23 protein-coding genes and 1 pseudogene are annotated in these 26,817 nt (G+C 44.0%); 15 read left to right on the forward strand and 9 right to left on the reverse strand.

What is annotated here, in order from left to right:
* The first annotated feature begins 124 nt into the window (after positions 1-124).
* Positions 125-505 carry a MerR family transcriptional regulator gene (locus tag IGJ44_RS03105; protein WP_005225166.1) on the forward strand — a complete coding sequence of 127 codons (381 nt, stop codon included), beginning with the start codon at positions 125-127 and terminating at the stop codon, positions 503-505.
* Between the two features lie 59 nt (positions 506-564).
* The gene (gene glnA / locus IGJ44_RS03110; RefSeq protein WP_005225167.1) at positions 565-1,905 is read left to right on the forward strand and encodes a type I glutamate--ammonia ligase; all 1,341 of its coding nucleotides are present in this window, start codon (positions 565-567) and stop codon (positions 1,903-1,905) included.
* Positions 1,906-2,220: 315 nt separating this feature from the next.
* Here glnA and IGJ44_RS03115 read toward each other — a convergent pair whose 3' ends face one another.
* Complete coding sequence (locus IGJ44_RS03115; RefSeq protein ID WP_005225168.1) at positions 2,221-2,610, reverse strand: YxeA family protein; 390 nt, start codon at positions 2,608-2,610, stop codon at positions 2,221-2,223.
* Positions 2,611-2,844: 234 nt separating this feature from the next.
* Between IGJ44_RS03115 and IGJ44_RS03120 the strand changes: the two genes are divergently transcribed.
* From IGJ44_RS03120 to IGJ44_RS03130, 3 genes are all read left to right on the forward strand, one after another.
* Entirely contained in the window at positions 2,845-3,447 is a 603-nt protein-coding gene (locus IGJ44_RS03120; RefSeq protein ID WP_167827223.1) for a LysM peptidoglycan-binding domain-containing protein, read from the forward strand.
* Between the two features lie 153 nt (positions 3,448-3,600).
* Positions 3,601-4,302 (forward strand): glucosamine-6-phosphate deaminase, encoded by a 702-nt coding sequence (gene nagB / locus IGJ44_RS03125; protein WP_121259929.1) that lies wholly within the window; start codon positions 3,601-3,603, stop codon positions 4,300-4,302.
* Between the two features lie 232 nt (positions 4,303-4,534).
* The gene (locus IGJ44_RS03130; RefSeq protein WP_074536356.1) at positions 4,535-5,245 is read left to right on the forward strand and encodes an MgtC/SapB family protein; all 711 of its coding nucleotides are present in this window, start codon (positions 4,535-4,537) and stop codon (positions 5,243-5,245) included.
* Between the two features lie 79 nt (positions 5,246-5,324).
* On the opposite strand, the gene IGJ44_RS03135 is transcribed toward IGJ44_RS03130, so the two are convergent.
* From IGJ44_RS03135 to IGJ44_RS03150, 4 genes and pseudogenes are all read right to left on the reverse strand, one after another.
* Positions 5,325-6,497, reverse strand: coding sequence for a glycoside hydrolase family 5 protein (locus IGJ44_RS03135; protein WP_074536357.1), 1,173 nt, complete (start codon positions 6,495-6,497; stop codon positions 5,325-5,327).
* A gap of 1 nt (position 6,498) precedes the next feature.
* A complete protein-coding gene (locus IGJ44_RS03140) occupies positions 6,499-7,707 on the reverse strand; it encodes an MFS transporter (protein ID WP_074536358.1) in 1,209 nt (402 codons plus the stop codon).
* 255 nt (positions 7,708-7,962) lie between these two features.
* A pseudogene (locus IGJ44_RS03145) lies at positions 7,963-8,103 on the reverse strand (helix-turn-helix domain-containing protein); the annotation flags it as partial.
* 15 nt (positions 8,104-8,118) lie between these two features.
* Positions 8,119-8,862 (reverse strand): AraC family ligand binding domain-containing protein, encoded by a 744-nt coding sequence (locus IGJ44_RS03150; RefSeq protein ID WP_240934903.1) that lies wholly within the window; start codon positions 8,860-8,862, stop codon positions 8,119-8,121.
* Positions 8,863-9,061: 199 nt separating this feature from the next.
* On the opposite strand from IGJ44_RS03150, the gene IGJ44_RS03155 reads away from it, so the two are divergent.
* On the forward strand, positions 9,062-10,732 hold the full coding sequence (locus IGJ44_RS03155; RefSeq protein WP_167827222.1) for a family 43 glycosylhydrolase: 1,671 nt from the start codon (positions 9,062-9,064) through the stop codon (positions 10,730-10,732).
* Between the two features lie 132 nt (positions 10,733-10,864).
* Here the strand turns inward: IGJ44_RS03155 and IGJ44_RS03160 are convergent, their stop codons facing one another.
* Positions 10,865-11,680, reverse strand: a complete 816-nt coding sequence (locus IGJ44_RS03160) for a DUF92 domain-containing protein (RefSeq protein ID WP_167827221.1) — start codon at positions 11,678-11,680, stop codon at positions 10,865-10,867.
* A 136-nt stretch (positions 11,681-11,816) separates the two neighbouring features.
* Here IGJ44_RS03160 and IGJ44_RS03165 point away from each other — a divergent pair, with 136 nt between their 5' ends.
* The 6 genes from IGJ44_RS03165 to IGJ44_RS03190 all read left to right on the forward strand — a co-directional run bounded on the left by IGJ44_RS03165 (position 11,817) and on the right by IGJ44_RS03190 (position 19,899).
* Positions 11,817-13,124, forward strand: coding sequence for an NAD(P)/FAD-dependent oxidoreductase (locus IGJ44_RS03165; RefSeq protein WP_167827220.1), 1,308 nt, complete (start codon positions 11,817-11,819; stop codon positions 13,122-13,124).
* Positions 13,114-14,556, forward strand: coding sequence for a helix-turn-helix domain-containing protein (locus IGJ44_RS03170; protein WP_015509062.1), 1,443 nt, complete (start codon positions 13,114-13,116; stop codon positions 14,554-14,556). Before IGJ44_RS03165 ends, IGJ44_RS03170 begins: the two co-directional genes overlap by 11 nt.
* A gap of 131 nt (positions 14,557-14,687) precedes the next feature.
* On the forward strand, positions 14,688-16,208 hold the full coding sequence (gene glpK / locus IGJ44_RS03175; RefSeq protein WP_005225176.1) for a glycerol kinase GlpK: 1,521 nt from the start codon (positions 14,688-14,690) through the stop codon (positions 16,206-16,208).
* A 3-nt stretch (positions 16,209-16,211) separates the two neighbouring features.
* Positions 16,212-18,041 (forward strand): type 1 glycerol-3-phosphate oxidase, encoded by a 1,830-nt coding sequence (glpO, locus tag IGJ44_RS03180; protein WP_430606106.1) that lies wholly within the window; start codon positions 16,212-16,214, stop codon positions 18,039-18,041.
* Complete coding sequence (locus IGJ44_RS03185; RefSeq protein ID WP_005225178.1) at positions 18,034-18,750, forward strand: MIP/aquaporin family protein; 717 nt, start codon at positions 18,034-18,036, stop codon at positions 18,748-18,750. The genes glpO and IGJ44_RS03185 overlap by 8 nt, the downstream gene beginning before the upstream one ends.
* A gap of 90 nt (positions 18,751-18,840) precedes the next feature.
* On the forward strand, positions 18,841-19,899 hold the full coding sequence (locus IGJ44_RS03190; protein ID WP_050759597.1) for an alpha/beta hydrolase: 1,059 nt from the start codon (positions 18,841-18,843) through the stop codon (positions 19,897-19,899).
* A 59-nt stretch (positions 19,900-19,958) separates the two neighbouring features.
* Here IGJ44_RS03190 and nrdF read toward each other — a convergent pair whose 3' ends face one another.
* The 3 genes from nrdF to nrdH all read right to left on the reverse strand — a co-directional run bounded on the left by nrdF (position 19,959) and on the right by nrdH (position 23,503).
* Positions 19,959-20,924, reverse strand: coding sequence for a class 1b ribonucleoside-diphosphate reductase subunit beta (nrdF, locus tag IGJ44_RS03195; protein ID WP_005225180.1), 966 nt, complete (start codon positions 20,922-20,924; stop codon positions 19,959-19,961).
* A gap of 97 nt (positions 20,925-21,021) precedes the next feature.
* Positions 21,022-23,181: a class 1b ribonucleoside-diphosphate reductase subunit alpha gene (gene nrdE / locus IGJ44_RS03200; protein WP_005225181.1), complete on the reverse strand. Its 2,160-nt coding sequence runs from the start codon at positions 23,179-23,181 to the stop codon at positions 21,022-21,024.
* Between the two features lie 97 nt (positions 23,182-23,278).
* Positions 23,279-23,503, reverse strand: coding sequence for a glutaredoxin-like protein NrdH (gene nrdH / locus IGJ44_RS03205; protein WP_005225182.1), 225 nt, complete (start codon positions 23,501-23,503; stop codon positions 23,279-23,281).
* Between the two features lie 357 nt (positions 23,504-23,860).
* Between nrdH and IGJ44_RS03210 the strand changes: the two genes are divergently transcribed.
* Genes IGJ44_RS03210 through IGJ44_RS03220 form a run of 3 tightly spaced genes read left to right on the forward strand, consistent with a single transcriptional unit; the run spans position 23,861 to position 26,594 of the window.
* Positions 23,861-24,328, forward strand: coding sequence for a FeoA family protein (locus tag IGJ44_RS03210; protein WP_060793026.1), 468 nt, complete (start codon positions 23,861-23,863; stop codon positions 24,326-24,328).
* The gene (gene feoB / locus IGJ44_RS03215) at positions 24,328-26,466 is read left to right on the forward strand and encodes a ferrous iron transport protein B (protein WP_074536364.1); all 2,139 of its coding nucleotides are present in this window, start codon (positions 24,328-24,330) and stop codon (positions 26,464-26,466) included. Before IGJ44_RS03210 ends, feoB begins: the two co-directional genes overlap by 1 nt.
* Positions 26,463-26,594, forward strand: coding sequence for a hypothetical protein (locus tag IGJ44_RS03220; protein ID WP_010747544.1), 132 nt, complete (start codon positions 26,463-26,465; stop codon positions 26,592-26,594). Before feoB ends, IGJ44_RS03220 begins: the two co-directional genes overlap by 4 nt.
* Positions 26,595-26,817: the final 223 nt, after the last annotated feature.

Raw genomic sequence — 26,817 nt, forward strand, 5'->3', positions numbered from 1 at the left:
AAAAAATCAAAAAAATTTGCATTCATGTCACTTTTTCTAACATGAGGGGTTGACACGCAAAAAAAGAATTGGTATAGTTTCCATAAAGTTACGCAGCATCATTGAAACGGAGGGGAGCCAAGTTATGCGGGAAAAAGAATTGCGGCGCTCAATGTCAGTCTTTCCTATCGGAACAGTCATGAAATTGACCGATCTCACCGCCCGTCAAATTCGTTATTACGAAGAACAAGAATTGATCCACCCGGAACGCAGCGATGGCAATCGACGCATGTATTCGCTGAATGATATTGATACCTTGCTAGAGATCAAAGACTATCTTTCCGATGGACTGAACATGGCTGGGATTAAACGAGTTTATGAAATGAAAGTTGCCAAAGAAAAAGAAGCGAAGAACAAACCGCCGCTGACCGATGAAGATGTACGTCGAATTTTTTATGATGAACTCTTGGCTCAAGGTGGATTGAATCAACAACAGCCATACCAGCAAAAAGGTCCACGAATGTAGAGCATTAGTAGATCGTTGCTGTGATATAAAATAAGAATTGGGAAAAAGGAAGGGATACTATGCCAAAATTTGAAAGAACTGCCGAAGACATCAAACAAATCGTAAAGGATGAGAACGTGCGCTTTTTACGCTTGATGTTTACTGATATTTTAGGAACGAACAAGAACGTTGAAGTACCTGTAAGTCAATTAGATAAAGTACTGGAAAACAAAATGATGTTTGACGGTTCTTCTATTGAAGGATTTGTCCGTATTGAAGAAAGTGACATGTATCTGTATCCTGATTTGTCCACCTGGATGATCTTCCCTTGGGAAAGTGAACATGGCAAAGTGGCTCGTTTGATCTGTGATATCTACAATCCAGATGGCACCCCATTTGCAGGCGACCCTCGCGGCAACTTAAAACGAGCATTAGCTGACATGCAATCCCTTGGTTTTACTTCTTTCAATCTTGGACCAGAACCCGAATTTTTCCTATTCAAATTAGATGAAGCAGGCGAAATCACAACGGAATTAAACGACAAAGGCGGCTACTTCGATTTTGCCCCAACCGATCTTGGGGAAAACTGCCGTCGCGATATCGTATTAGAATTAGAAAGCCTTGGCTTTGAAGTTGAAGCCTCTCACCATGAGGTGGCACCAGGGCAACACGAGATCGACTTTAAATATGCGGATGCAGTGGAAGCATGTGACAACATCCAAACCTTCAAGCTTGTCGTGAAAACCATTGCTCGTAAACACGGCTTGCATGCAACCTTCATGCCAAAACCATTATTCGGCATCAACGGTTCAGGCATGCACTGCAACATGTCCTTGTTCAAAGGCGATGAAAATGTCTTCTTTGATGAAGAAGGACCAATGCAATTAAGCCAAACAGCGTATCACTTCTTAGGCGGTTTGATCGAACACGCCCGTGCTTACACGGCTGTCTGCAACCCAACCGTCAACTCTTACAAACGCTTAGTGCCAGGTTACGAAGCGCCTGTATACGTGGCATGGTCAGGACGCAACCGTTCACCATTGATTCGGGTACCAGAATCAAGAGGCTTGTCAACGCGTTTGGAATTGCGTTCAGTTGACCCATCCGCTAACCCATACTTAGCAATGGCTGTTTTATTACAAGCAGGACTTGATGGCGTTAGACGTGAGTTGACACCACCACCAGCTGTCGACCGCAACATCTATATCATGAACGAAACAGAACGTGCAGAAGCACAAATCGAAGATCTGCCATCAACGATCCACAATGCCATCAAAGCATTGCGTAAAGACCAAGTGATGATCGATGCCTTAGGCAAACACATCTATGCCAACTTTGTCGAAGCAAAACGATTAGAATGGGCAGCCTTCCGCCAAACAGTCTCTGAGTGGGAAAGAGAACAATACTTGGAACTCTATTAAAATCGCAAAAAAAGCCGCTAGAGATAAACAATCTAGCGGTTTTTTTATGATGAAACTAGCGTTTATCCTACTGACTCTGGTTTTATTTATTTCCGATCGTCAATAGCTACTTGATCAAAATTTGAGAAAAAAACCATTGCGAAGCTAGAGCGGTTCTGTCTATAAGAAGCGTAACTCCTGACCATTGGGAAAAATCAAAAAATACCAGTCGGCGAGGACTGGTAAGAGGAAGAAAAATAGTTTTGGTATAAAGCTAGCATAGTCGGTCAAAGTAAAATGAACCTTAAAAAGTAGAAAGTTTCTTGTAAGAAGTTCTCATTCGTCAAAGGTTTCCAGCTCAGACAGTATTTTTGCGGGGACTTCTGATTGAGGGACTTCGTTGGGACCAGAAATGATGCGGGTCTTACTGATTTCTGCTTTGACTAAAGTATTTGGAGCCAATGGTTTTACATTTTCGCCCGTCAGGTCATAGGTCATGAGTTCTTTTTCACCATTTTTCTTTACGAATTCAAAGGTGTATTTGTAGGTGAAAGAGCCATCGATTTTTTCACCAGAATCGCTGTAGGTCTGTGTCTTTTCAGGGACTTTGTTGGGCGTGATAGCATAAGCCGTGATGCCGCGATACGTTGTTGCGTAGTACGTGTAGCCAAAATAGCCGGCTACGACAATAATCAAAACGCCAAGCGTTAATAGTAGTTTTTTCATGGGTGTCATTCCTTTCCATTACTAGCATCACTATAGCATGTGGCCACTAAAAGCACTCATCGAAAGGGATAACAATATTGTAAGTTTAGCATTTTTGAATAAAAATCCTGTAACTTTCTGTTTAACAATTGTGATAATGAAAAATATTTCTGAAACCTTCCTGCAATATTGTAATGTTATTCTCTTACTTGTGCCCGATAGCGGGACAAATAATCAAAAGAGAGGTTTTTTCATTTGAAAAAATTTGCATTTACAGTTGTTGCAGGATTTGGTTTATTCGTTGGCGGAACAGTTGTTTCAGCAGCAGAACAAACCCATGTTGTCAAACCAGGGGACACTCTATCTGGGATCGCTGCTACTTATCAAACAACGGTCGATGACCTTTTAGCTTTAAATAATTCGATCGAAAATCCAAATATGATTTTTGATGGCGAAACATTGTTGGTTTCTAACGATGGCCAATCAGTAGAAAACAAAGAAACAAGTACGAAAGAAAGCACAGAAAAAAGTGAGTCTACAGCGACTGCTAACGTGAGTCAAACTCGTTCAAGCGTTCCTGGTGCTGGTTCTGGTGTCTTGAATCCAGTGGATGGGATCAACTACTTCAATGGTGTGAGAGAATCGTACTACTCACAAAAAGTCTTGCCAGGAGGCGGATTGAATATCCCAGGTCGCCATGTAGCATCAGACGGAACCATCCGTGATGCCGATGGGTACATCGTTGTTGCCAGCGATAATCAACCGAAAGGATCGACTGGTCAATCATCTTTAGGTGCCTATAAAGTCTATGACACAGGTGTCGGTCATAGCGGTATTGATGTTTATACAAATTGGTAAGCAAGTAGAATACGAGTAGAGACGAGCGCATTTTAGAGCTCGTCTTTTTTTGATTGGCGAGAAAAAATCGTCATCTGGTCTAGACTAATTATTGTAATCAAACACAACCTGTGGTATTATTGGACTATACCAAATAGAAACGGAGCGCTGATCATGGAAATTATTCGCGTTAAAGATGCTGCTCAAGGCGGAAAGAAAGCTTTTGAATTGATTCAAGAAGGTATGGCAAATGGCGCCAAGGTCCTAGGCTTAGCAACAGGAAGCACGCCAGAAACCCTTTATGCAGAAATGACTGCCAGTGATGTCGATTTTTCAGAAATGACTTCAGTCAATTTAGATGAATACGTAGGACTAGGCGGCGAAGACGAACAAAGCTATCGCTACTTCATGAATGCTCATTTATTCAATAAAAAACCATTCAAAGAAACCTTCGTACCAAACGGCAAAGCGGAAGACTTAGAAGCAGAATGCCAACGCTACGATAGCGTGATTGCGGATCACCCAGTTGATATCCAAATCTTGGGTATCGGTCAAAACGGACATATCGGCTTCAACGAACCTGGTGCATCCTTTGAAGGAACGACCTCAGTCGTTGATTTGACTGAATCGACCATCAATGCCAACAAACGCTACTTTGATAAAGTCGAAGACGTCCCAACGACGGCAATTTCAATGGGGATCGGTTCGATCATGCAAAGCAAAAAAATCATTTTGATGGCATTTGGCGAAGTCAAAGCGGATGCGATCCAAAAAATGATTGAAGGACCCGTAACCAACGAATTACCAGCTTCTGTTTTACAAAAGCATGATGACGTGATTGTGATCATCGATGAGGCTGCTGCCAGCAACCTGTAAAACAAAATCAGCCCTTTTCAGAAATAAGTCAGAAGGAAAAATGAGCCATCCTCGCAGCTTCCCCCTGCGCTTGTGCAGTAGCGCCAGCGCAGCTGCGAGCAATGGTTTGTAGCTTACTTGCTTATTTTCTGAGGGGGCTTTTTTTATTTGGCTGATTCGGCGCTGTTTTTTTCTTTTTTTCATCAGAGATGCTATAGTTAAAAGAGAGAATACGAAGAAAAGAGGGATGCAAATGGTTGATATGCATTTATCCATTCCTGAAGTAGCGCTGAGATTGCTGCTGGCAATGATCATGGGAGGAGCGATTGGGTACGAGCGGCAGTACAAAAGCCGACCAGCTGGTCTTAGAACCCATATCTTGGTTTGCATGGGAGCTTGTGTCATTGCTTTGATCCAAGTGGAGATCGCCACAGGTGCCATGCGAGATGCACTAAATCATCCAGATTTAGCAGGCGTGATTCGCTCAGACGAAGCACGATTGATCGCACAAGTCGTCAGCGGGGTCGGTTTTCTAGGCGCCGGAACGATCATTGTGACGAAGCGCTCGGTGACGGGGTTGACGACGGCTGCTTCCTTATGGGCGATCGCAGGTTTAGGAATTGCCATCGGGATGGGCTTTTACACCATCGCATTAAGCAGTTTTATCGGGATCTTCTTTGCATTGACGATCGTTAAGCGGATCGTCCGCGTACCAACAGCAAAGAAATTGGAGATCCAGTACATCCATCGCACCGAGACCAAAGAGTTTTTGACGGAGTACTTCCAAGAGAAAAATATCGTGATCGAAGATGTCAATTTTGATGTCAAATTCATGGAAGACTATCGCATTTATACCAACATTTATACGATTGATCTCCCGCGAGGGCTAGGCTTTTCTGAAGTGATCGAAGAATTGTCTGTCTACAAAAATGTCACAAAGATCCGCTTAGTGGATATTGCTTAAAAGCAACAAAAAAGCGAGATTGAAACGTAACGCAAACAGGTATCGTTTGCTTCGTTCCAATCTCGCTTTTTGTTGTGTTTTAGAAACGTGGATCGATCCAGTTTTTTGCCATAGCGCGACTAGCATCCCAGGAATCCCAGCCATACCAAGCAGGCTCATTGATCGTATCGATGGATAACTTATAGGTCCAGTACATATGTCCGGCTCCTTGGTTCCAAGCTGTGATTGAAGCACGCCACAAAGTTTGATAAACTTCTTCTAATTCACTTTTTGTCAAACTACGGTTACTGCTGAATTCTTCTTGTGTTGGATTGATGCCGCCTTTGGTATCTGTACCAACAGCATAGGAGTTGAACAAGGACCACTCTCCAACAAAAACCTCGACATATTGTGCAACCGTGGCGATCTCTTTGGCTAAGCCATCAATGAAAGACACGTAGGCTTCCAAGGATTGCTCTGTGCCGGCCATTTCTGCCATCATAACGTATTGGTGCGTATCTAGCATGACATTGTGAAAATCGTTTTGGGCGAAAAACTCTTTCCAAGCATGCAATTGGAAGCCGTCATGAAAGACGATCACTTTGTCATCGCTTAAATAGTTGCGCATTCTTCGATAGGCATCTTGATAAAAAGTTTTCAAAAAGTCTAAAGAGATTGGTGCGCTACCTTTTGCTAACGCAAAATCACGAGGTGGAAAACGTTCCATGGGATTCATGCTGTGCCATACTTCACCATCTGTGATCGGTTCATTTAATACTTCAATGCCCCACAATGCCTCGTGATCTGCATATCTTTGCGCCAAACGTTCCAAGACCGTTAATTCGAACGCCACTTCTTCGGGCATTTGTGCCCATCTGACTACACCCGAGAGACCACCATTGTCAAAACCATTTTGGCTGAAGGGTGCGGTATGCAGATCGATCAAGATTTTTAGGTCATAAGCCTTCGCCCAAGCGAAGGCTTTATCCAAATAGTCGATACAGCCAATGAAGGGGGCACGATCACCAAAAATAAAATAAGGGACAGGTATTCGAACGGTATTGAAGCCAGCTGATGAAATGCGCAAGAAATCAGCTTCAGTGATGAATGTTTCACGATGAATCAACAACCGTGCTTGGTATTCAGCTTCTGGTAGATCATAGGCTAAATAATACTCGTCATCGGCAGGTGTTCCTTGAAAGAGACTAGGTGCCATCCATTTTTCTAATACAAGCCAACCGCCTAGGTTGACGCCTCTAAGTTTTTGTTCCATCTTATAGTTCCTCCTTACTAATAGGTGTGGTCGTTTTGTTGAAAGCGAGAAATAGAAAAATCAGAGCAATGATAGCCATGATTCCGGCAGCGATTCTGACTTGCATGACTGCCGTTGTCATGCCAAGTAGTTGACTGATAAAGTTTATGACATAGGGGGAAGAAAAAGCACCAAGATTACAAGCGACCATTGCCAAAGAAACAACTAAGTTATTGGCTTCTGGATCTACATCGCTAAGAATGACACTGTATACATAAGGAACGACAAGATTGGCAAGATAAACCACTAATAGACCAATGAAAAAGACGGTCATCGTAGGTGCAAAGGTTATCGTGAAAAAACCAACCATTGCGAAACTGATGACGACAACTGGCGTAAAGCGCTTTAATAATTTGGTGATTTGACCAAATGCTAATGCGACCAAGCTGCTAAAAATACCGGCGATCGCTAATGCGGTGGAAAGAAATCCTTGATTCGTCAGCGCCAATTCTTGAATCAGTAATGCAGAAGAAGTAATGACGACCATCAAACTAATGAAGAATAAAAAGAGAGTCAAAATACCTAAAGTTACGCTTAATGGCAGCTTTCTTCTTTTTGTAGCGGTGGTTGATGGCTGCGTTGTTTCAACTGGATTTTCATTGACGTTACGATAACCGAAAAGAAAAAGAAAGAGAATCGGTAAGATGACCAAGTACACTAAGAATGAAGCTTGCCACGAGATCGTTAACAGTAGGCCCGCAGCGAACGTCGCTAGGCTATTCCCTAAAGTCATCACGGCTGATTGAATACCTAATAAATTTTTTTGCTCGGCACCTGTAAAGTTGTCGCCGATCAAGGAGACGGTCATTGAGTTAAAGAGTCCCAGACCTGCGCCAAACAAAATACGGGCAAATAAAATCAAGCCAAAGTTCATTGTAAATGCCGGTAAGATGCCACCGACTAAAGCGATCATCAAGCCTAAACAGACCGTTCGCTTTTTGCCAAGTACTTTGATAAACCATGAACTTAGCAGAATGAAAATCAAGATTGCCATTGAGGGCAGTGTCAAAATAGATTGGACTTGTGCGGTGGTTCGGTCAGAAAAATCGTTCATAATAAAAGGTACGGCTGCTGCTACTGCACCAGCAGCTTGTACGACCAATGAAAGACTCAAAATTCCGATTTTTAACGGCAACCGACTTTTGATTGACATTGAATTTTCTGAAATCATACATATTCCCCTTAATGTAGTGCAAAGCAAGTGTGCTGAGAATACCCACTCATCTTGCTCTTTTGCAACTAACTGTTTTTATTCCTGCAAACGATTTCTTGGTATTAATCATAAAGAATGCAGACAGGACTTGAAATATCAAAAAAAAGGGGAAATTTACCATTTTTCATTTATTATGCGAAAAAAAAGCTTTTTTTCGCATCCTCAGAGGAAGAAGTAGGGGTCGCTTTTCTCGAATCATTATTTGTCGATTACTTATTTTGCTGCTTCTAACTGGAGCTTACGGTATTTATTCGGCGATATATTTGCCCATTTTTTGAATTGTCTCGTAAAGTGGGCGGCATTTTGATAGCCAATGATCTCTGCGATTTCGGCGATGGTCAATTTGGGTTGATGGAGATAGAATTTTGCCTAGTTGAAACGTAATTGATCTAAGTACTGTTTTGGACTACTAGCATAAACTTTTTTGAAAACCGTCAGCATCGTACTATTACTAATGTTCAATGAATTGGCTGTATAACTCATGGAAAGCAAGGCTTTGTTTTCTTCCGTTGGGCTTTGTGTGTACGTACGAAAATTTTGTTGGATCGCTTCAGCGATCGCTTTTGCTAAAATAAGGGAAGTGTTATCTGTATGCGCTAACTGATTTTTTTCATCTTCGACATAGTCTAGTAAGGCACGCATCAGTTCTAACAGTAAGATCTCAATGGCGATTTTTTCTTTCATTCCAAAGTATCCGCTTGCCAAAAACGCAATGTATTGCTGAAGGATCGCAACGATCGCTTGGTAGGCGGGATTCGTCTTTTTTAATAGTAAAGGACAATACATCAACAACTGTTGCTGAATCTCAGGATCATCAAGATCGAAATGCATACAAAAATACTCTGAACCTTCTGCTACGAGACAAGTATTTTCATGAGCGGTACCAGGCGGTATCAGGATCACATCATTTGCCACAAAATCAAACTGCCTGCCTTCAAAAATTGTTCGCTGCTCTCCATCAATGATCATCATGATCTCAAAAGCAAAGTGGGTCTCTTGTGGTGCACACCATCCTTGGGAAACACGTTGCTTGTGTCCACCAAAGGTTTTTAAATTGATATCGATATCGGGTAATTTGACCAGCTGTTCTAGCCATTTAGGTGTTGGGTTCATTCGGTACGACCTCCTTAAAAATGAAAAATGGTAAGTATTGGCTTTTTTTTGATATTCATTCTACCCTAAAAGTTTCGTAAGATAAATGTAGCAATCGAATAAAACGGTTTCAATTTATCGCATTCGCCTGCAAACGATGATAAAAAAACTGTCGTTTGGTTGCAAAACAAATAAAAAGTTAAGAATAGGAAGGAAGCTTATGACAATCATCAAAAATCCAGTTATTCCTGGAATGGCGCCTGATCCCTCTATCATTTGTGTGGATGAGCGTTATTATATCGCAACTTCAACCTTCCATTGGACACCTGCGATTCAACTTTTCGAATCAAAGGATCTTGCGAATTGGCAACTTGTTGGCTATGCCTTGAACAATGAAGAAGTGAATTTACGTGGAACCAATACACCAGCTGGTATTTGGGCACCGCATTTATCTTATGATCCACAAACAAAACGATTTTGGCTGGCGTATTCACATATGGTCAACATGGCAGGACGTGAATTTAATGCTGATTCCTATGCCATTTGGGCGACTGACATCCGAGGACCATGGTCAGAACCGATTTATTTTACCTCAATTGGCTTTGATCCAGCGCTGTTTCATGACGAGGATGGGCGGCATTATTTAACGATTTTGGAATGGGAAACAAGAGAAGGTTATCAAGCGCCGGGGCATATTGTTCTTGCGGAGATCGACTTGCCTTCAGGTAAATTACTGTCCCCTTGGCATCGCGTAACGCAAGGATTCACCACCAGAGGGTGTGCGGAAGCACCCCAAATCTACAAGCATCAAGGGGCGTACTTTTTATTGCTGGCATCGGGAGGCACGGGCTATGCTCATGGTGTGGAAGTCGGTCGCGCAGAAACTATTTTTGGCCCTTATGAAGCGCATCCTTCAGGCGAACCGATCCTTACTTCTTCTCCAAGGCATCTGTTTTCTTTGGGGGACCCTGATGCTGGGCATTTTGAAATGGTCAATCCTCATTCAGTGATGCAAAAAGCAGGACATGGTTCGCTCGTCCATACCCATACTGATGAATGGTTCATGGCTCATTTAATGGCAAGACCCTTAGAGGGGCAGCTGTTGAATCCTCTTGGAAGAGAAGCTTCTATTCAAAGGATGCACTGGACCGAGGACAATTGGTTGGAAATGGAAGATGGAAGCAACTTGGCAAAAATGACTTTTAAAGGATTAGCTGGTGTTCCAATTGACAATGAACCAAACACTGATTTATTTGATTCATTTCAAGAGCCGCAGTATCTGTTAGAATTTATGACACCGTATCGCCAACAGCATCAGTCATGGGTCAGTACGCAAAAGCGGCAGGGGTACTTACGGATCTATGGGGGCAATTCCTTGTTTTCACAGATGAATCCTGCCATCATGGCAACACGAGCAACCTCTTTCACCTATGAGGTGGAGACCTTTTTGGAGTTTCAACCGAACCATTATTCACAAACAGCAGGACTTGGGCTTTATTATGATTCAAACAATTGGTTATATGCTCATGTTACCTATTCAGAAGAAAAGCGATGTCCTTATTTGACTCTCTTACAAGCAAAATTAGGACAAAGGATCGAATATGTAAATACGCGCGTCGTCGTTCCCGAAGGAAATATTCAGCTGAAAATTGGATACGACCACGGGATCGCAAACGTCTACTATCGATTAGAGGAACAAGAGACTTGGCAAGTTTTGCTCCAAGATCTGTCAGTGGCTTACTTATCTGATGAAGGAGTCAATGGAATGCCAGGAGAAATAGGTGGCTTCGCAGGATTGTTTAATTTTATTGGTGCCGTGGATGCGCATCAACATCAATCCTATGCTGATTTTGCTTATTATAAAGTGACGAATCATTCGCCTGCATCTTAATCAGGCTCCTTATGGAGTGAGCACCCGTATCATTCTTTCACTAAACAAATAAAAACCTTCAAGAGAAACACAAACGTGTAGCTCTCGAAGGTTTTTTGTATGAAGGAACTGTCATCGCAGTAAATTGCCTGATTACTTGAAAAAATAGCCAGTTAGCAAGACCGATACAATAACGATCACTATTGAACTCAGCAAATTGACCCCTTCATTCGTTACAAAGGAAAAACCGCCGACTTGCTTGGTCGCAACGCCGTGGTGGACTTTTTTTTCGGTGTATTGGTGACAGACACGGCATTGATAGCGCACCTGAATCGTTGCGCCCAGTAAGCTGTCCAAGAGACTACCGCAAAAGCCTAAAGCAGTCAAGGTCAACCAGAGATCAAAGGAGAACGGCTTGCCGTTCAACCATAAGGCTGCTGCGAATAAACCAGTGATGGCGAGACTCCCTGCTAGGGAAGCGGCAGTTCCCAACCAACTGACACCGCCGGAAAGTCCTGGCGGTAATTTTTTTCCCGTCAGTAAGTGACGCGGTGCACTTGGACTCAGCACGCCGATTTCTGAGCCCCAAGTGTCAGCCGTACAGCTAGCGATTCCCGCCACAAATCCCCAAAGGAATAGCGGTTCTTTCGTCCAAAAGGCAAGTAGTAGAGCAAAGATGCTTGGTGCGATGTTCGCAAAGACTTGTTTTGCATCACGGCGAGCACCTTTGGCAGGTACAGCTGACTCTGGCTGACTGCGCATTTTCTTTAAAAGACCAATGATGCCAGAGCTGGCAAAGAAAAAGCCAATCAAAAAGATGCTGTACCACGGACCAAAGCTAATGACCAGTGTGCCGCAAAGAATCGCAGCCAGTGCGCCAGAAACAGTTAGCCACTGAAAGACGAATGCTGCCGCTGCAACGAATATGCTGGCAAACAATCCCAGCATGAATTGATAAAAGAAAACCATTTGAACACTCCTTTGCGTATAGTGTAGCATAGGTCTCATTTATTTTACCGCAGTTAACAAAAAAATAGTCAGCCTGATAGCTTTTTACTCGTTAAATGAGAGCGTTTCATTTAAGCTAAGGGAGAGAGGTGATCCAATGAAAATCATTATCATAGGCGGGTCCTTTGGGGGTGTCAGCTGCGCCCGTGAAGCACGCCGATTATACCCTGACGCAGAGATTTTATTGATAGAAAAAAAAGCCCATCTTGGGTTTGTTCCAAGCGGTTTGTTATTGCTGATCGAAGGCAGGATCGCATCGCTGGAAGAAGCATTCTTTTGTACGAAGGAGCAGCTGGAGGCAGAAACGATCGACGTTGCCTTAGAAGAAACGCTTCTGGAGATTTTTCCTTCGGATCATCGGATTCGAACGGATCAGCGAGAACTAAGTTATGATCGACTCGTCTTGGCAGCAGGCTCCAGTCAAGATTCCACTGTTTTGCCACAACCAGAAGAAGCACTACTGACCTACAAGGAATATGAGGCAGCCAAGCATTTCTTGCAGCAATTGCCCCAAGCAGAGTCGATTACCATCGTAGGTGCTGGTCAAGCGGGGATGGAAGCGGCGAATACCTTGACTGCGATCGGAAAAAAAGTCAGTGTGATCGAATCAATGTCATATCCTTTATTCAAGTACTTTGATCACGATTTTTTGCAGCCCTTTTTAACGGAGATCGAAAAAATCCCCAACTTGCAGCTGCATTGGTCCAAGCCAACTTTGGCAGTCGTTAAAACGGAAACAGGCTTTCGGATCGAAACCGCCGATCAAGGCTATGAAAGTGATCTGGTATTGACGACAGTCAACGTTCATCCTCGCTTGCCAGAGGCATTTGCGGTCTTTGAATTACACAGTGATCAAACCATCTGGACAGATGCCTACTTGGAAACTTCTGCCACGGATATTTTTGCGGTCGGCGATTTGATCCAAATTCCAAATGCTATTACGAAAGATACGGTCTATATGCCCTTAGTCAACAATGCTGTTCGCTCAGGGATCGCAGCAGCTCGCAATCTGGCAAGCAAAACCACCCCGTTTCGTGGCGGATTGCGGACAGTCGGTACGCAACTGTTTGGGTGGTACTTAGCAAGCACCGGCTTGACCGAGTCGGATCGGTTTTTCTTCGAATCTCCGATCGTCTGTCATGCGTTTACTGCCGCCAGTTCCCTGTTTGATCCAACGCCGGTTCATGGAAAAGTGATGATCGAACAAGCCAGCGGTCGAATCGTTGGTGCGCAGCTTTTATCAAAAGCCAATATTTTGGAAAAAATCAATTTACTAGCGTTTGCGATCGAGCAGCAGGCAACGATGGAGGAGCTGACCCAAAAAGACTTTTTCTTCCATCCACGATTCACTAATGTAATCGACGAAACTTTTCTATGGTCGGGAAGTGATGCCGATGAGACTTGATCAGTTATTAGAAAAAAAAGAAGCAAAGCAATTGCAGCTGCTCAAAAAGCTTTTACTGGTGGGCGGAAAAATGGAGCTGCACGAGCTGGCGAGCTATCTTGGCATCAGTAAGCCTTCCTTGGAAAAATATGTGGAGGAGTTGCAAGATGAGCTGGCTCACTACCAAGAGCAGTGTCAGTTGTATTATCGAAAAGGTGTCCTGGTCTTTGAAATGAGTCCCACTTTTTCCCTCAATCAAATCGAATGGGCGTTTTATCGTTCAGCATTGAAATTTCAAATCCTCGAGCATCTTTTGCAGCATCAAGAGGTGACCACTGTCCAGCTGGCACAAAAATTAGCGGTCAGCGAGTCATCCTTGTTTCGCAAAATCAAAGAGCTAAATGGCTTGCTAGCAGAATTCGAGTTAGAGATCTGGCAAGGAAAGCTGATTGGGGAAGAAACGCAAATTCGTTATTTCTATTTTGAACTCTTTTGGTATGTCCATTCTTTCGACAGTCAGCCGCTGCCGATCGATGAAAAATACGTCGGTCTGATCACACGAGGTCTGAACATGACCTTCACGAAAGAAGCACAACAGCGCTTGTCCCTATGGCTGAGGATCATGAAGGCGCGACTGAAAATTGCTACTCAATCCTTTCAAGTCTTACGGGAGAAAATGGTACCCTACACGAAAGATCCTTTGTTTCAGCAATTACGGGAGTTGGTATTTCGTGGGTTTGGCCATTACGCATTAGAAGTCAGAGAAGAGGAGGCGATGCTGCACTTTGTCTTTTTACTGTCGTTCTCGGTGTTATCCGAACACGATCTGCAAGTGTATATGCTGCAGCGTTCTCGGTTTACGCCAACTGCCTTGACGGATACCTTGATTTTGGAACATATTTTGCATCTCTACCGCCCATCGTTTGTTCCCCGTGAAATCGAAGCCACTTGTTATGGTCACCTGCTGCAGATCCACAGCCGCGTGTATTTTTTCAAAGGGGATGTGGAGGTTTTTGATCGAGAAAATATTTGGCAGTTAGAAGCGCAGCTATCCAGTCGTAACATCCAGCAAATCAGTCACGAACTATTGGATAAGGCTTTAGCAGAGCTTGATATCAAGCCATCTGATAAAAATAGTTTGTTGATGATGACGATGGTCAAATACTTGAGTGTGATCACGATCATCGATTATCAAATCAATCGGGAGTTTCGCGTCGGGATCGCTTTGAAAATGGATGAACTGTTTAAAGAAGCCCTCTACTACATGTGGCTGCTGTATCTCAAAAATTTGAATGGCGTAGTCGTAGAACGCTATCGCCCAGAACAAGAATATGACTTGATCTTGGCAAATTATGCTATCGAGACGAAAACACCGACTTATCGAATCAGTGAACTAGGTACCGCTTATGATCGGGAAACGATCAAAAAAATGATCCGCGAACGCTTTCAATAGTGGATTTCGTCAATTTCTTAGAAATTTGAAAAAAAATTGACGAACCACATAGCGAAAGTTCAGCTAAAATAAAAGCAAGTCAGAAAGCGCTAACAAGAAAAGCGTATAAAAAACTAAAGGGAGCGAATCAAATGGCAGAAAAAAATTATGTAATGGCGATCGACCAAGGAACCACTAGTTCAAGAGCAATTATTTTTGATCGTAATGGGAAAAAAATCGGTAGTTCACAAAAAGAGTTTCCGCAATACTTTCCAAAATCGGGTTGGGTAGAACACAACGCCAACGAAATTTGGAACTCTGTCCAATCAGTCATCGCAGGGGCATTTATTGAATCAGGTATCCGACCAGAAGCAATCGCCGGCATCGGGATCACCAACCAGCGTGAAACGACAGTGGTTTGGGACAAAACGACAGGCCAGCCGATCGCAAATGCAATCGTTTGGCAATCCCGCCAATCTTCACCGATCGCTGACCAATTAAAAGCAGATGGCCATACAGAGATGATCCATGAAAAAACTGGGTTAGTCATTGATGCGTATTTCTCAGCGACCAAGGTGCGCTGGCTTTTAGACAATATCGAAGGGGCACAAGAAAAGGCGGATAATGGTGAGCTACTCTTCGGAACGATCGATTCATGGCTTGTGTGGAAACTGACAGATGGACAAGTCCATGTCACCGACTACTCCAATGCTAGTCGGACGATGCTTTACAACATTCATAAATTAGAGTGGGATCAAGAAATTTTGGATCTTTTGAACATTCCAAGCTCGATGTTACCAGAAGTCAAAAGCAACTCAGAAGTCTATGGTCACACCCGCAGCTACCATTTTTACGGCAGTGAAGTACCAATCGCTGGAATGGCTGGGGACCAACAAGCCGCCCTCTTTGGGCAAATGGCCTTTGAAAAAGGCATGATCAAAAATACTTACGGCACTGGGGCATTTATCGTCATGAATACGGGTGAAGAACCACAATTGTCTGACAATGACCTACTGACGACCATCGGGTATGGCATCAACGGCAAAGTCTATTATGCCTTAGAAGGAAGTATCTTCGTTGCTGGATCAGCGATCCAATGGCTGCGGGACGGTCTACGAATGATCGAGTCTTCTCCGCAATCAGAAGAAATAGCTGCCAAAGCAAAAGGCGATAATGAAGTGTATGTGGTGCCTGCCTTTACTGGATTGGGTGCACCTTATTGGGATTCAGATGCAAGAGGAGCCGTCTTTGGCTTGACTCGTGGGACGACGAAGGAAGATTTTGTTCGGGCAACATTGCAAGCTGTTGCGTATCAATCAAAAGATGTCATCGACACGATGAAAAAAGATTCTGGCATCGATATCCCATTGCTGAAAGTCGATGGCGGTGCAGCCAAAAACGATCTATTGATGCAGTTCCAAGCGGACATTTTAGACATTGACGTGCAACGAGCTGCGAATCTGGAAACAACCGCATTAGGTGCAGCTTACTTGGCAGGGCTAGCGGTTGGCTTCTGGAAAGACTTGGATGAATTGAAATCAATGGCAGAAGAAGGGCAAATGTTTACACCAGAAATGCCAGCAGAAGAAAGAGACAATTTGTACGAAGGCTGGAAACAAGCGGTGGCAGCTACTCAGACCTTCAAATTCAAAGCGAAGAAAGAAGGCGAGTAAGCCATGACCTTTTCACATAAAGATCGGAAGCAAACCATTCAAGAAGCGGCAAAGACCACCTATGATGTATTGATCATCGGTGGTGGGATCACTGGCGCGGGGGTTGCTGTTCAAACCGCAGCCGCTGGGATGAAGACGGTGCTTTTGGAAATGCAGGATTTTGCCGAAGGAACGTCTTCGCGGTCCACCAAACTCGTTCATGGCGGTATTCGTTATTTGAAAACCTTTGACGTGGAAGTGGTCGCTGACACCGTGCGGGAACGGGCGATCGTGCAGCAAATTGCTCCGCATATCCCGAAACCAGATCCAATGCTTTTGCCAATCTATGATGAACCAGGGGCAACCTTCTCCTTGTTTTCTGTCAAAGTGGCGATGGATCTTTATGATCGCTTAGCGAATGTGACAGGCAGTAAATACGAAAATTATCTGCTGACGAAAGAAGAGGTCTTAGAACGCGAACCTCAGCTGCAGGCGGAAAACTTAGTCGGTGGCGGTGTCTATCTTGATTTTCGCAACAACGATGCCCGCTTGGTGATCGAAAACATCAAACGAGCACAAGCCGATGGGGCAGCAATGATCAGTAAAGCCAAAGTCGTCGGCATCTTACATGATGAGCAAGGCATCATCAATGGGGTAGAAGTGGAGGATCAACTGACAAACGAGCGCTTTGAGGTTCACGCCAAAGTCGTGATCAACACGACAGGCCCTTGGTCAGACATCGTTCGTCAATTAGACAAGAATGATGAGCTGCCGCCACAAATGCGTCCGACGAAAGGTGTCCATTTAGTGGTCGATCGGGAAAAACTAAAAGTGCCGCAACCAACCTACTTCGATACTGGGAAAAATGATGGTCGGATGGTTTTCGTGGTACCAAGAGAAAATAAGACCTATTTTGGCACAACCGATACGGATTATACAGGCGATTTCGCCCATCCAACGGTCACGCAAGAAGATGTTGATTATCTACTGACCATCGTGAATGAACGCTTCCCTCACGCTCAGATCACCCTTGATGATATCGAAGCGAGCTGGGCAGGATTGCGTCCGTTGATTGTGAATAATGGCGGGTCTGATTACAATGGCGGTGGTAAAGGCAAACTATCGGATGAAAGCTTTGAGCAGATCGTTGAAAGCGTCAAAGAGTATCTTGAAGATGAGCGGCAGCGACCAGTCGTAGAAAAAGCCGTAAAACAAGCACAAGAACGAGTAGAAGCCAGCAAAGTGGATCCATCGCAAGTTTCTCGCGGCAGCAGTTTGGAACGCTCAAAAGACGGACTATTGACGTTGGCAGGGGGAAAAATCACCGATTATCGCTTGATGACGGAAGGAGCAGTCAAACGGATCAATGAATTGCTCCAAGAAAGCGGTGCATCCTTCGAGTTGGTGGATTCAACCACGTACCCAGTTTCTGGTGGTGAGCTTGATGCAGCCAATGTAGAGGAAGACTTAGCGAAGCTGGCTGACCAAGCGCAAGCCGCTGGATTCGATGAAGCCGCTGCAACGTATTTGGCTCATCTTTATGGGTCGAATCTTCCCCAAGTGTTGAACTACAAGACGAAGTTTGAGGGCTTAGATGAAAAAGAAAGTACGGCCTTGAACTATTCCTTGCATGAAGAAATGGTTCTGACGCCTGTCGATTATCTATTGCGTCGGACCAACCATATCCTATTTATGCGAGACACCTTAGATGAAGTCAAAGCCGGTGTCGTTGCAGCTATGACCGACTTCTTTGGCTGGAGCGAGGAAGAAAAAGCAGCCCATGTAGCAGAATTGAACCAAGTGATCGCAGAATCAGATTTAACAGCCTTAAAAGGAGGAAAAAAAGATGAATGAAACAACCCAGATCTTTAGTGAATTTCTAGGAACGGCTATTTTGGTTTTGTTAGGGGATGGTGTGTGTGCGGCTGTCAATCTGAAAAAGAGTAAAGCAGAAGCCTCTGGCTGGATCGTGATCGCAATGGGCTGGGCGACAGCGGTAACGATTGCCGTTTACGTTTCAGGGTACATGGGACCTGCTCACTTGAATCCAGCCGTTACATTAGGCATGGCGATGACGGGGAATTTTTCTTGGAGCTTGGCTGTACCGTTTATGCTGGCACAAATTGCTGGTGCGATCGTAGGGGCGATCCTCGTTTGGCTCAACTACTTGCCATTATGGGATGAAACAAAAGACCAAGGCGCGATTTTAGGTACCTTTGCAACAGGGCCTGCAGTTCGTAATTTAGTATCGAATACCATCACTGAAGTGATTGGTACCTTTGTCTTAGTCTTTGGCTTATTGGCTTTTGGTGCCAATACCTTTACGGATGGATTAAATCCCATCGTCGTTGGGATCTTGATCTTAGCGATCGGGCTGTCGCTTGGTGGACCAACAGGCTATGCCATCAATCCGGCACGGGACTTAGGACCACGGATCGCTCACCAAATCTTGCCAATCAAAAACAAAGGGACTTCCGATTGGGGCTATGCGTTAGTACCAATCATCGGTCCAATGATCGGGGCAGCGATCGCTGCTGGTTTGTTTATGATGTTGCCATTATAAACGATGTTATTTTAAGGATGATGCCTATTGGTATCATCCTTTTTTAATCTTTAGCGATTGTCATTGAATTTGCTAAAAAAACATGGTTAAATGAAAAAGCTGAAACAGAAAGAAGGAAGGAGCTTTTACTTGAAAAAAATTCTGCGCTTTTTCATGTGGGTGGCGATTGTCCTGATCGGACTCTTAGCTGCCGTTTTTCTGGCTTTTCAACTCTCCCCACGACCGGGGGCTTTTTTGATCGGTCATCTGTTTAACCAAGAAGTGACCATCAAGGATGAGGCAGCTTATCAAAAAAGTTTGCCGAATGTGACGGTCAAACAGGACTTGACGTATCAATCGGATTATCAACGTAGTACCTTTGATCTATATTATCCCAAAGAGGCACAAGAAGGCCCTGTTCCAGTCATTTTTTGGGTCCATGGGGGCGGCTATGTCGGCGGAGACAAAGAAGGGGTCAAAGAGTTTGCGACCTATGTCGTCGATGAAACCAAAGCCGCTGTGATTTCGATTAATTATGAATGGGCGCCAAGTTTGCATTATCCGGGACAGGTCAAACAATTAGCCCAAGCGGTAGACTCGATCAAAGCAGATGCCCAAGCATACCCCATGCTTGATTTCGATCAACTCTTCTTTGGTGGAGATTCTGCAGGTGCCCAAATTGCCGGGCAATATGTGGCGCTGCAAACCAATCCAGCGTATGCGAAGGAAATGTCCTTTGATCAAGATATTCCTGCATCGGCCCTGAAAGGGTTTATTTCCTATTGCGGACCGCTTGATTTGAAGCAGATCGCTGGGACTTCTTCAGATGATCGCTTTATGAAATTCTTTGTCAAAACGGTGGCTTGGTCGTTATTAGGAAAAAAAGAATGGCAAGATAGTCCCCAACTGCAGGAAATCTCACTGGTGGATAAATTGACGGCTGATTTTCCACCAACGTATATCACGGATGGCAATGCCTATTCCTTTGAAGACCAAGGCATTGCCTTTGCCAACCAGCTGCAAGCTCTTGATATTCCCGTGACGAGTCGCTTTTACAAAGGGGATTCGGAAACGGTGACCCACGAATACCAATTTGATTATAGCTTGCCCCAAGCACAGGCCTGTTTGACAGAAACGTTGACCTTTATCAAAGACCAGTTGGCTCACTAAAAAACACCTTGTTTCTCACCCTCAATTGGCGAGAAACAAGGTGTTTATTTGTCAGCAGATCAATCAAGTCCGATGAAGTAGTCATCGTCTTTCATCGCTTCCACGGAACCAAGCAGATACCCGTTCCCAACTTGTGAGAAGAAGTCGTGGTTGCTGGTACCAGTTGAAATACCGTTCATGACGATTGGATTGACATCGTTGGCGGTATCTGGGAAAAGCGGGTCTTGACCTAGATTCATCAAAGCCTTATTGGCATTGTAACGCAAGAAGGTTTTGACTTCTTCGGTCCAGCCGATCTCATCGTATAATTCTTCGGTATAACGCTCTTCATTTTCATACAACTCATACAACAAATCGTACATCCAGTCTTTCAGCTTTTGCTGTTCGTCTTCTGGTAATTCGTTGAAACCTAATTGGAATTTGTAGCCGATATACGTGCCGTGAACGGATTCGTCACGAATGATCAATTTGATGATCTCCGCTACGTTCGCTAGTTTGTTATTGCCTAAGTAGTAAAGGGGTGTATAGAAACCTGAATAGAATAAGAAGGTCTCTAGAAATACACTGGCGATTTTTTTCTCTAGCGGTGTGCCATTTTTGTAGATCTCATTGATTCGTTCGGCTTTCTTTTGCAAATATGGATTGGTGTTGGTCCATTCAAAAATATCAGCGATCTCCGCTTTTGTATTCAGGGTGCTGAAAATCGATGAATAGCTTTTTGCATGGACAGATTCCATAAATTGGATGTTGTTCAAGACCGCTTCTTCATGTGGGGTGCGGACATCTTTACGCAGTTGATCCATACCGCTTTCTGATTGAACGGTATCTAATAAAGTCAAGCCGCCAAAGACGTAGCCCACCGTTGTTTTTTCTAATGGAGATAGCGTCCGCCAGTCATCAAGGTCATTTGATAAAGGGATCCGCGTATCTAACCAGAATTGTTCTGTTAATTTTTCCCAAGTGGATTTATCGATGATATCTTCGATCTCATTCCAGTTGATTGCTTCATAGTAAGTCTTACCCATAGTCGGTTCCTCCAATAATCGTATCAAGACAACAGCCGACCCGCTGTCAAGAAAGAGCAGGGGCAGGCGGTTGGTTCGTTTTCAGGCAAAAGTTGGATTAGATGACGCAGCTTTCACATTGGTTGCTGCCGATCTCTTCTGCATCATCTGTAAAGGTCCGTACATAGTAGATCGATTTGATGCCTTTGTGGAAAGCGTAGTGACGCAAAATGTTCAAATCACGGGTGGTTTGTTTTGTCGTTTCTTTCCATTCGTAAAGACCTTCTGGAATATCTGAACGCATAAACAAGGTCATACTCATACCTTGATCGACGTGTTTTTGAGCAGTTGCGTAAACATCGATCACTTTGCGCATATCCATATCGTAGGCTGATTTGTAGTAGCCGATCGTCTCATTGCTCAAGTAAGGTGCTGGATAGTAGATCTTGCCGATTTTCTTTTCTTGGCGTTCTTCGATCATCCGTGTGATTGGGTGGATGCTGGCACTCGTATCATTGATATAAGAGATCGAACCATTTGGTGCAACGGCTAGGCGGTTTTGGTGATACAAGCCGGTTTCTTTGACGGTTTGTGCCAAGGCTGCCCAATCTTCACCAGTTGGTAAAAAGACGCCTTCGAACAATGCTTTGACTTTTTCCGATTTTGGTTGGTAGTCACCTTGGATATAATCGGTGAAGTAGCTGCCGTCTGCATACGCTGATTTTTCAAAGTTATGGAAAACTTCGCCTTTTTCTTTGGCGATGGCATTGCTTTCAACCAATGTCCAATAGTTCAACAACATGAAATAAAGATCAGTAAATTCAAGGGATTCTGGTGAACCATATTCCATTTGATTTTTTGCAAAATAGGTATGCAAGCCCATTGCGCCTAAACCGATCGTGTGGTTCAAGGCATTCCCATTTTGGATCGATGGTACTACGTCAATGTCAGACGCATCAGTAACAAAGGTCAAGGCACGAGTCATTGCTCGAACAGATTTCCCAAAGTCAGGGCTGTCCATCAAGTTCACGATATTGGTGGAACCTAAGTTACAGCTGATATCTGTTCCTAAAACTTCGTATTCTTGTTTGCCGTTGATCTCAGATGGTGCTTGGACTTGAAGGATCTCGGAACAAAGATTACTCATGATGATCTTGCCATCAATTGGGTTGCTGCGGTTTGCTGTATCGATATTGATGATATAAGGATAACCAGATTCTTGCTGCAATTTAGAAATTTCGTTTTCTAAATCACGGGCTCTGATTTTGGTTTTGCGAATCCGTGGGTTCATGACTAAGTTGTCGTATTCCTTGGTGATATCGACATAAGAGAAGGGTACGCCATATTCTTTTTCGACACTGTAGGGACTAAAGAGATACATCTCTTCATTTTTGCGCGTCAATTCGTAGAATTTGTCCGGTACGATCACGCCTAATGATAAGGTTTTGACACGGATTTTTTCATCCGCATTTTCTTTTTTCGCTGATAAAAAGCTGATGATGTCTGGGTGGAAGACGTTCAAGTAGACCACGCCAGCCCCTTGCCGTTGACCCAATTGGTTTGAGTAGCTGAAGCTATCTTCAAACAATTTCATTACAGGCATCACACCACTTGCTGCCCCTTCGTAGCCTTTGATAGGCGCGCCGGCTTCCCGCAAGTTTGATAACGTGATCCCGACACCGCCACCGATTCGTGAAAGTTGCAGCGCGGAGTTGATCCCACGACCGATCGCGTTCATGTCATCAGTGATTTGGATCAAGAAACAAGAAACCAACTCACCGCGACGTTTGCGTCCTGCATTCAAGAAAGAAGGGGTTGCTGGTTGGTAACGTTGGTAGATCATTTCATCTGCCAAGCTCATTGCTAACTCTTCATTGCCATCCGCAAAGTAAAGGGCGTTGAAAGCGACCCGATCTTCGTAACGTTCTAGATACGCGGTACCATCATTCGTTTTTAATGCGTATTGGGAATAAAACTTGTAAGCAGCCATAAATGATTTGAAAGTAAAGTGTTGCTCATCTAAGAATTGATACAATTGCTCAATAAAGGCAGGGCGATACTTTTTGATAAATTCCTCTTCTAAATAATCATTTTCAATCAAATAATTGATTTTGTCCATTGCAGTCGCAAAGGTTAAGGTATTTGGTTCAACGTTTTCTTTAAAGAATGCCGCTAAGGCTTCTTTGTCTTTATTTAATGGAATTTGACCATCTACTGGACGGTTGATCTCATTATTCAATTTGAAATAACTGACATCTTTGATTTCTTTCAAGCTCATAAATGGCTAACCTCTTTTCTTGTTTTGTTCGTATAAAAAAGGACTTGCGGTCTGGACGACTGACAAATCCCTCAAAAGCATCACATTGAGAAAAATCTTAGCTCGCTAATTGACGTAGTTGATCTGGACGGAAACCGATGATCGTTTGCGCATCAGAGGTAATGACTGGCACACTTTGGAATCCTTGTTCTTTCAAAAATTCTAATGCTTCAGGCTCATTATCAATATTGATTTCTTCAAAGGCAATCTGATTTTCACTTAAAAAGCGTTTCGCCATTTTACATTGCATGCAGTTATTTTTCGAAAATAGTTTGATATTCATAATTGTTTCCTCCGAGTTGTAATAGTTATAAACCTAGTATAAATAAGTCTCGGAGAAAGTCAACGAAAAAACACTATATCTTGTGCTTGTGAATTCGACATACACAATTTATAGTGTTTCCGTGTTTTTTATGCAAGGGAAAAAAGCGGAAAATACTTAGAATTACAAGGTTTTTGCGTAATTAATACAGGGGATATGCAATCAAAATGAGTAAAAAAAATCCTTATTGTGAAGGAAGATTCAAAGTGAGATCCAAAACAGATTGACTTCTTATGGAAATGGCTCTATTATAATGATAATCATTCTCAATTAAAGTAGGTTAATTATAACAACACTTCACAAAAGGAGTAAGAAGCAATGAAAATGGCGCAAACTCGGGCTTCTGGAACATACAAAATCGACTCGTTGGCAACCACCAAAGAAATCACGGCTCATTTAAATGATCTTGGTATTCGCACGGGCGTTGAAATCGTTGTGGTACAAAAAGATCGCAAAGGCGGCATCATTTTACACCAAGGGACGCGGATCGCTTTAGATGAACGGGTCATGGAACAAATCGATGTCACAGAAACCCAGCAGCAAACCATCATTACCTCTTTGGATCAGCTACAAGTCGGTGAAAGCGGGAAGGTCAATCAGATCGCCGCCAAAGGTGCGGTGCGCCGTCGATTGATGGATATGGGGCTTACGAAAAACGTCCATTTGGAAGTGGTGAAGCTGGCTCCTTTGGGTGATCCGATGGAGATTCGGCTCCGCGGCTATGAATTGTCTTTGAGAAAGCAAGAAGCAGCGTTGGTTTTTGTCGAAAAAGGAGTCGAAGCGTAATGATCTATCACTTTGCATTAGCAGGAAATCCCAATAGCGGGAAAACGAGTACCTTCAATCAATTGACCGGTGCCAAACAAACAGTGGGGAATTGGCCAGGCGTTACCGTGGAACGAAAAGCGGGGCGACTGCGAAAAGACCGACAAGTATTGATCCAAGATCTACCAGGGATCTATTCCTTGTCGCCGTACACACCAGAAGAACTGATTTCTCGCAATTATTTGATGGAAGCATCATTGGATGCGGTGATCAATATTATCGATGGAACCAACCTGGAGCGCAACCTGTATCTAACATTGCAATTATTAGAAATGAATGTCCCGACTGTGGCAGCCATCAACATGATCGACCTATTAAAGAAAAAAGGCTTGCAGATCAATTTCGAAAAGCTGGCTTACGGTCTAGGGGTTCCCGTAGTAGGGATCAGTGCTTTGAAGCAACGCGGCTTAACCAAAATGATCGAGGCAGCGAAGCATGTAGCCAATACACAACCGCTTCCTCCCCGCTACGATGCTCGTCTAGAAGCTGGCTTGACCGAGATCATGGCGATTTTGCCAGAGACGATCCCTCAGCAGCAAAAACGCTGGTTTGCCATAAAACTCTTTGAAAAAGATGAAGCGATTCAGACGATGTGTAAACTGACTGATTCCCAGCAGGCAGTCCTTCAGGAGACGATTTCGATTTTAGAGCTGATCTTTAAAGACAGCAGTGACGCCATTCTCGTCAATGAGCGCTATGGCTTCATTGAAGAATTGTTGGCGCTGGCAGTCATCAAGGAAACAGATCAGCACTTAGCCTTCAGCGACAAAATCGACCGTGTGTTGACCCATCGCGTATTGGCACTACCGATTTTTGCCTTCATTATGTGGGGAATCTACTATTTATCGATTCAGACGATTGGTACGATTGGTACTGATTGGGTCAATGATGTATTATTTGGCACCTGGATTCCCGAAACAGCAGCGCACTGGCTAGAACAGCTGCAAGTCGCCCAGTGGCTGCAAGAACTGATTTTAGACGGCATCGTGGCAGGTGTCGGTGCGGTCTTAGGCTTTTTGCCACAGATCTTCGTGCTGTTTTTTTGTTTGGCTATCTTGGAGGACTGCGGATACATGGCACGGGTGGCATTTGTCATGGACCGCCTGTTTCGCAAGTTTGGTCTATCTGGCAAGTCGTTTATCCCCATGTTGATCGCTACCGGTTGCGGGGTGCCCGGCGTGATGGCAAGCCGAACGATTGAAAATGAAAAGGATCGTCGGTTGACGGTGATGGTCACGACCTTCATGCCTTGTTCTGCCAAATTGCCGATCATCGCATTGATTTCAGGAGCCTTTTTCCCTCAGTATAGTTGGGTCGCCCCATCGGCCTATTTTGTCGGCATGGGTGCTGTGATTTTTTCAGGGATCGTCTTGAAAAAAACGCCTTTATTTGCAGGTGATCTGGCACCATTCATTATGGAACTGCCAGCGTATCACTTGCCGCAGCTCACAACGATTTTGAAAAGTGCCTGTGATCGAGCCATTGCTTTTGTGAAAAAAGCCGGGACGATAATTTTTGTGGCTTGTATCTTTGTCTGGTTTACCTCCAGCTACAGCTTTGCCTTGCAGCGGGTCACAGAAGACCAAAGCATTTTGGCCTTTTTCGGACGACTTTTGGCGCCGCTTTTCGCTCCCCTAGGCTGGGGAACCTGGCGAGGCGCCGTGGCGACGATCACTGGCCTGGTCGCCAAAGAAAATGTGATCGGCACCTTTGGGATCCTTTACGGACAAACCGGGGAGTTGTCAGAAAGCGGGACGGAGATTTGGCAAGTGTTGCGCGGCGATTACACTGCTGTGGCGGCATACTCTTTTCTCGTCTTTAATTTACTATGTGCCCCTTGTTTTGCTGCTATCGGTGCGATCCACCGTGAAATGGGGGACAGCAAGTGGACGTGGTTAGCCATTGGCTATCAATGCGGCTTGGCATACTGCGCCAGCTTGTTGGTCTACCAATTCGGGCACGTCGTCTTTGAAGGCGGACACCTCACGCTGGGTGTTTTCGCGGCAATCCTCATTGCTGGGCTATTGGTATTTGCTCTGTTGAAGAAACCATTCCGCGGGAGTGTACCCTTGATCCAAGTCGTAGGAGGCGAAAAATGATTGCTACAATAATTCTAAGCGGCCTGATTTTTGGCTATGGCACCCGTGTAGTGTACCGCATGGTGAAAAAGGATCATTGTTCTGATTGTCATAGCAGTTGTCCCGTGAAGCATGAGGAAGCAAAGTAGAAAATAGCTTCAGGAAGCAAAAATTTCTGAGGTCAGAGCTACTATAGAAAAGAATAAAAGAAGCGAATCAAACAACTCAGAAGCGAATAAAACAGTTCGATCACGATCGGGCTGTTTTTTTATTCTTTACAAAATGACCTATTAAAGGAATCTCAAATATAGTATAATTATTTAATGAAAAGATATTATTTAGTGGGGATCGCAGGAAAGGGAGCAGGGAACC

This window comes from Enterococcus sp. DIV1368d, assembly GCF_050542975.1.
GTDB lineage: Bacteria > Bacillota > Bacilli > Lactobacillales > Enterococcaceae > Enterococcus_D > Enterococcus_D casseliflavus.

Bases quoted from the DNA above. Each gene is read 5' to 3' on its own strand.
- feoB (WP_074536364.1), top strand. From the start codon at position 24,328: ATGATCTATCACTTTGCATTAGCAGGAAATCCCAATAGCGGGAAAACG.
- IGJ44_RS03155 (WP_167827222.1), top strand. From the start codon at position 9,062: ATGACAATCATCAAAAATCCAGTTATTCCTGGAATGGCGCCTGATCCC.
- nrdE (WP_005225181.1), bottom strand. From the start codon at position 23,181: ATGAGCTTGAAAGAAATCAAAGATGTCAGTTATTTCAAATTGAATAAT.
- nrdF (WP_005225180.1), bottom strand. From the start codon at position 20,924: ATGGGTAAGACTTACTATGAAGCAATCAACTGGAATGAGATCGAAGAT.
- nrdH (WP_005225182.1), bottom strand. From the start codon at position 23,503: ATGAATATCAAACTATTTTCGAAAAATAACTGCATGCAATGTAAAATG.
- nagB (WP_121259929.1), top strand. From the start codon at position 3,601: ATGGAAATTATTCGCGTTAAAGATGCTGCTCAAGGCGGAAAGAAAGCT.
- IGJ44_RS03190 (WP_050759597.1), top strand. From the start codon at position 18,841: ATGAAAAAGCTGAAACAGAAAGAAGGAAGGAGCTTTTACTTGAAAAAA.
- IGJ44_RS03115 (WP_005225168.1), bottom strand. From the start codon at position 2,610: ATGAAAAAACTACTATTAACGCTTGGCGTTTTGATTATTGTCGTAGCC.
- glnA (WP_005225167.1), top strand. From the start codon at position 565: ATGCCAAAATTTGAAAGAACTGCCGAAGACATCAAACAAATCGTAAAG.
- IGJ44_RS03150 (WP_240934903.1), bottom strand. From the start codon at position 8,862: ATGAACCCAACACCTAAATGGCTAGAACAGCTGGTCAAATTACCCGAT.
- IGJ44_RS03185 (WP_005225178.1), top strand. From the start codon at position 18,034: ATGAATGAAACAACCCAGATCTTTAGTGAATTTCTAGGAACGGCTATT.
- IGJ44_RS03220 (WP_010747544.1), top strand. From the start codon at position 26,463: ATGATTGCTACAATAATTCTAAGCGGCCTGATTTTTGGCTATGGCACC.
- IGJ44_RS03140 (WP_074536358.1), bottom strand. From the start codon at position 7,707: ATGATTTCAGAAAATTCAATGTCAATCAAAAGTCGGTTGCCGTTAAAA.
- IGJ44_RS03130 (WP_074536356.1), top strand. From the start codon at position 4,535: ATGGTTGATATGCATTTATCCATTCCTGAAGTAGCGCTGAGATTGCTG.
- glpO (WP_430606106.1), top strand. From the start codon at position 16,212: ATGACCTTTTCACATAAAGATCGGAAGCAAACCATTCAAGAAGCGGCA.
- IGJ44_RS03135 (WP_074536357.1), bottom strand. From the start codon at position 6,497: ATGGAACAAAAACTTAGAGGCGTCAACCTAGGCGGTTGGCTTGTATTA.
- IGJ44_RS03105 (WP_005225166.1), top strand. From the start codon at position 125: ATGCGGGAAAAAGAATTGCGGCGCTCAATGTCAGTCTTTCCTATCGGA.
- IGJ44_RS03170 (WP_015509062.1), top strand. From the start codon at position 13,114: ATGAGACTTGATCAGTTATTAGAAAAAAAAGAAGCAAAGCAATTGCAG.
- glpK (WP_005225176.1), top strand. From the start codon at position 14,688: ATGGCAGAAAAAAATTATGTAATGGCGATCGACCAAGGAACCACTAGT.
- IGJ44_RS03210 (WP_060793026.1), top strand. From the start codon at position 23,861: ATGAAAATGGCGCAAACTCGGGCTTCTGGAACATACAAAATCGACTCG.
- IGJ44_RS03160 (WP_167827221.1), bottom strand. From the start codon at position 11,680: ATGGTTTTCTTTTATCAATTCATGCTGGGATTGTTTGCCAGCATATTC.
- IGJ44_RS03165 (WP_167827220.1), top strand. From the start codon at position 11,817: ATGAAAATCATTATCATAGGCGGGTCCTTTGGGGGTGTCAGCTGCGCC.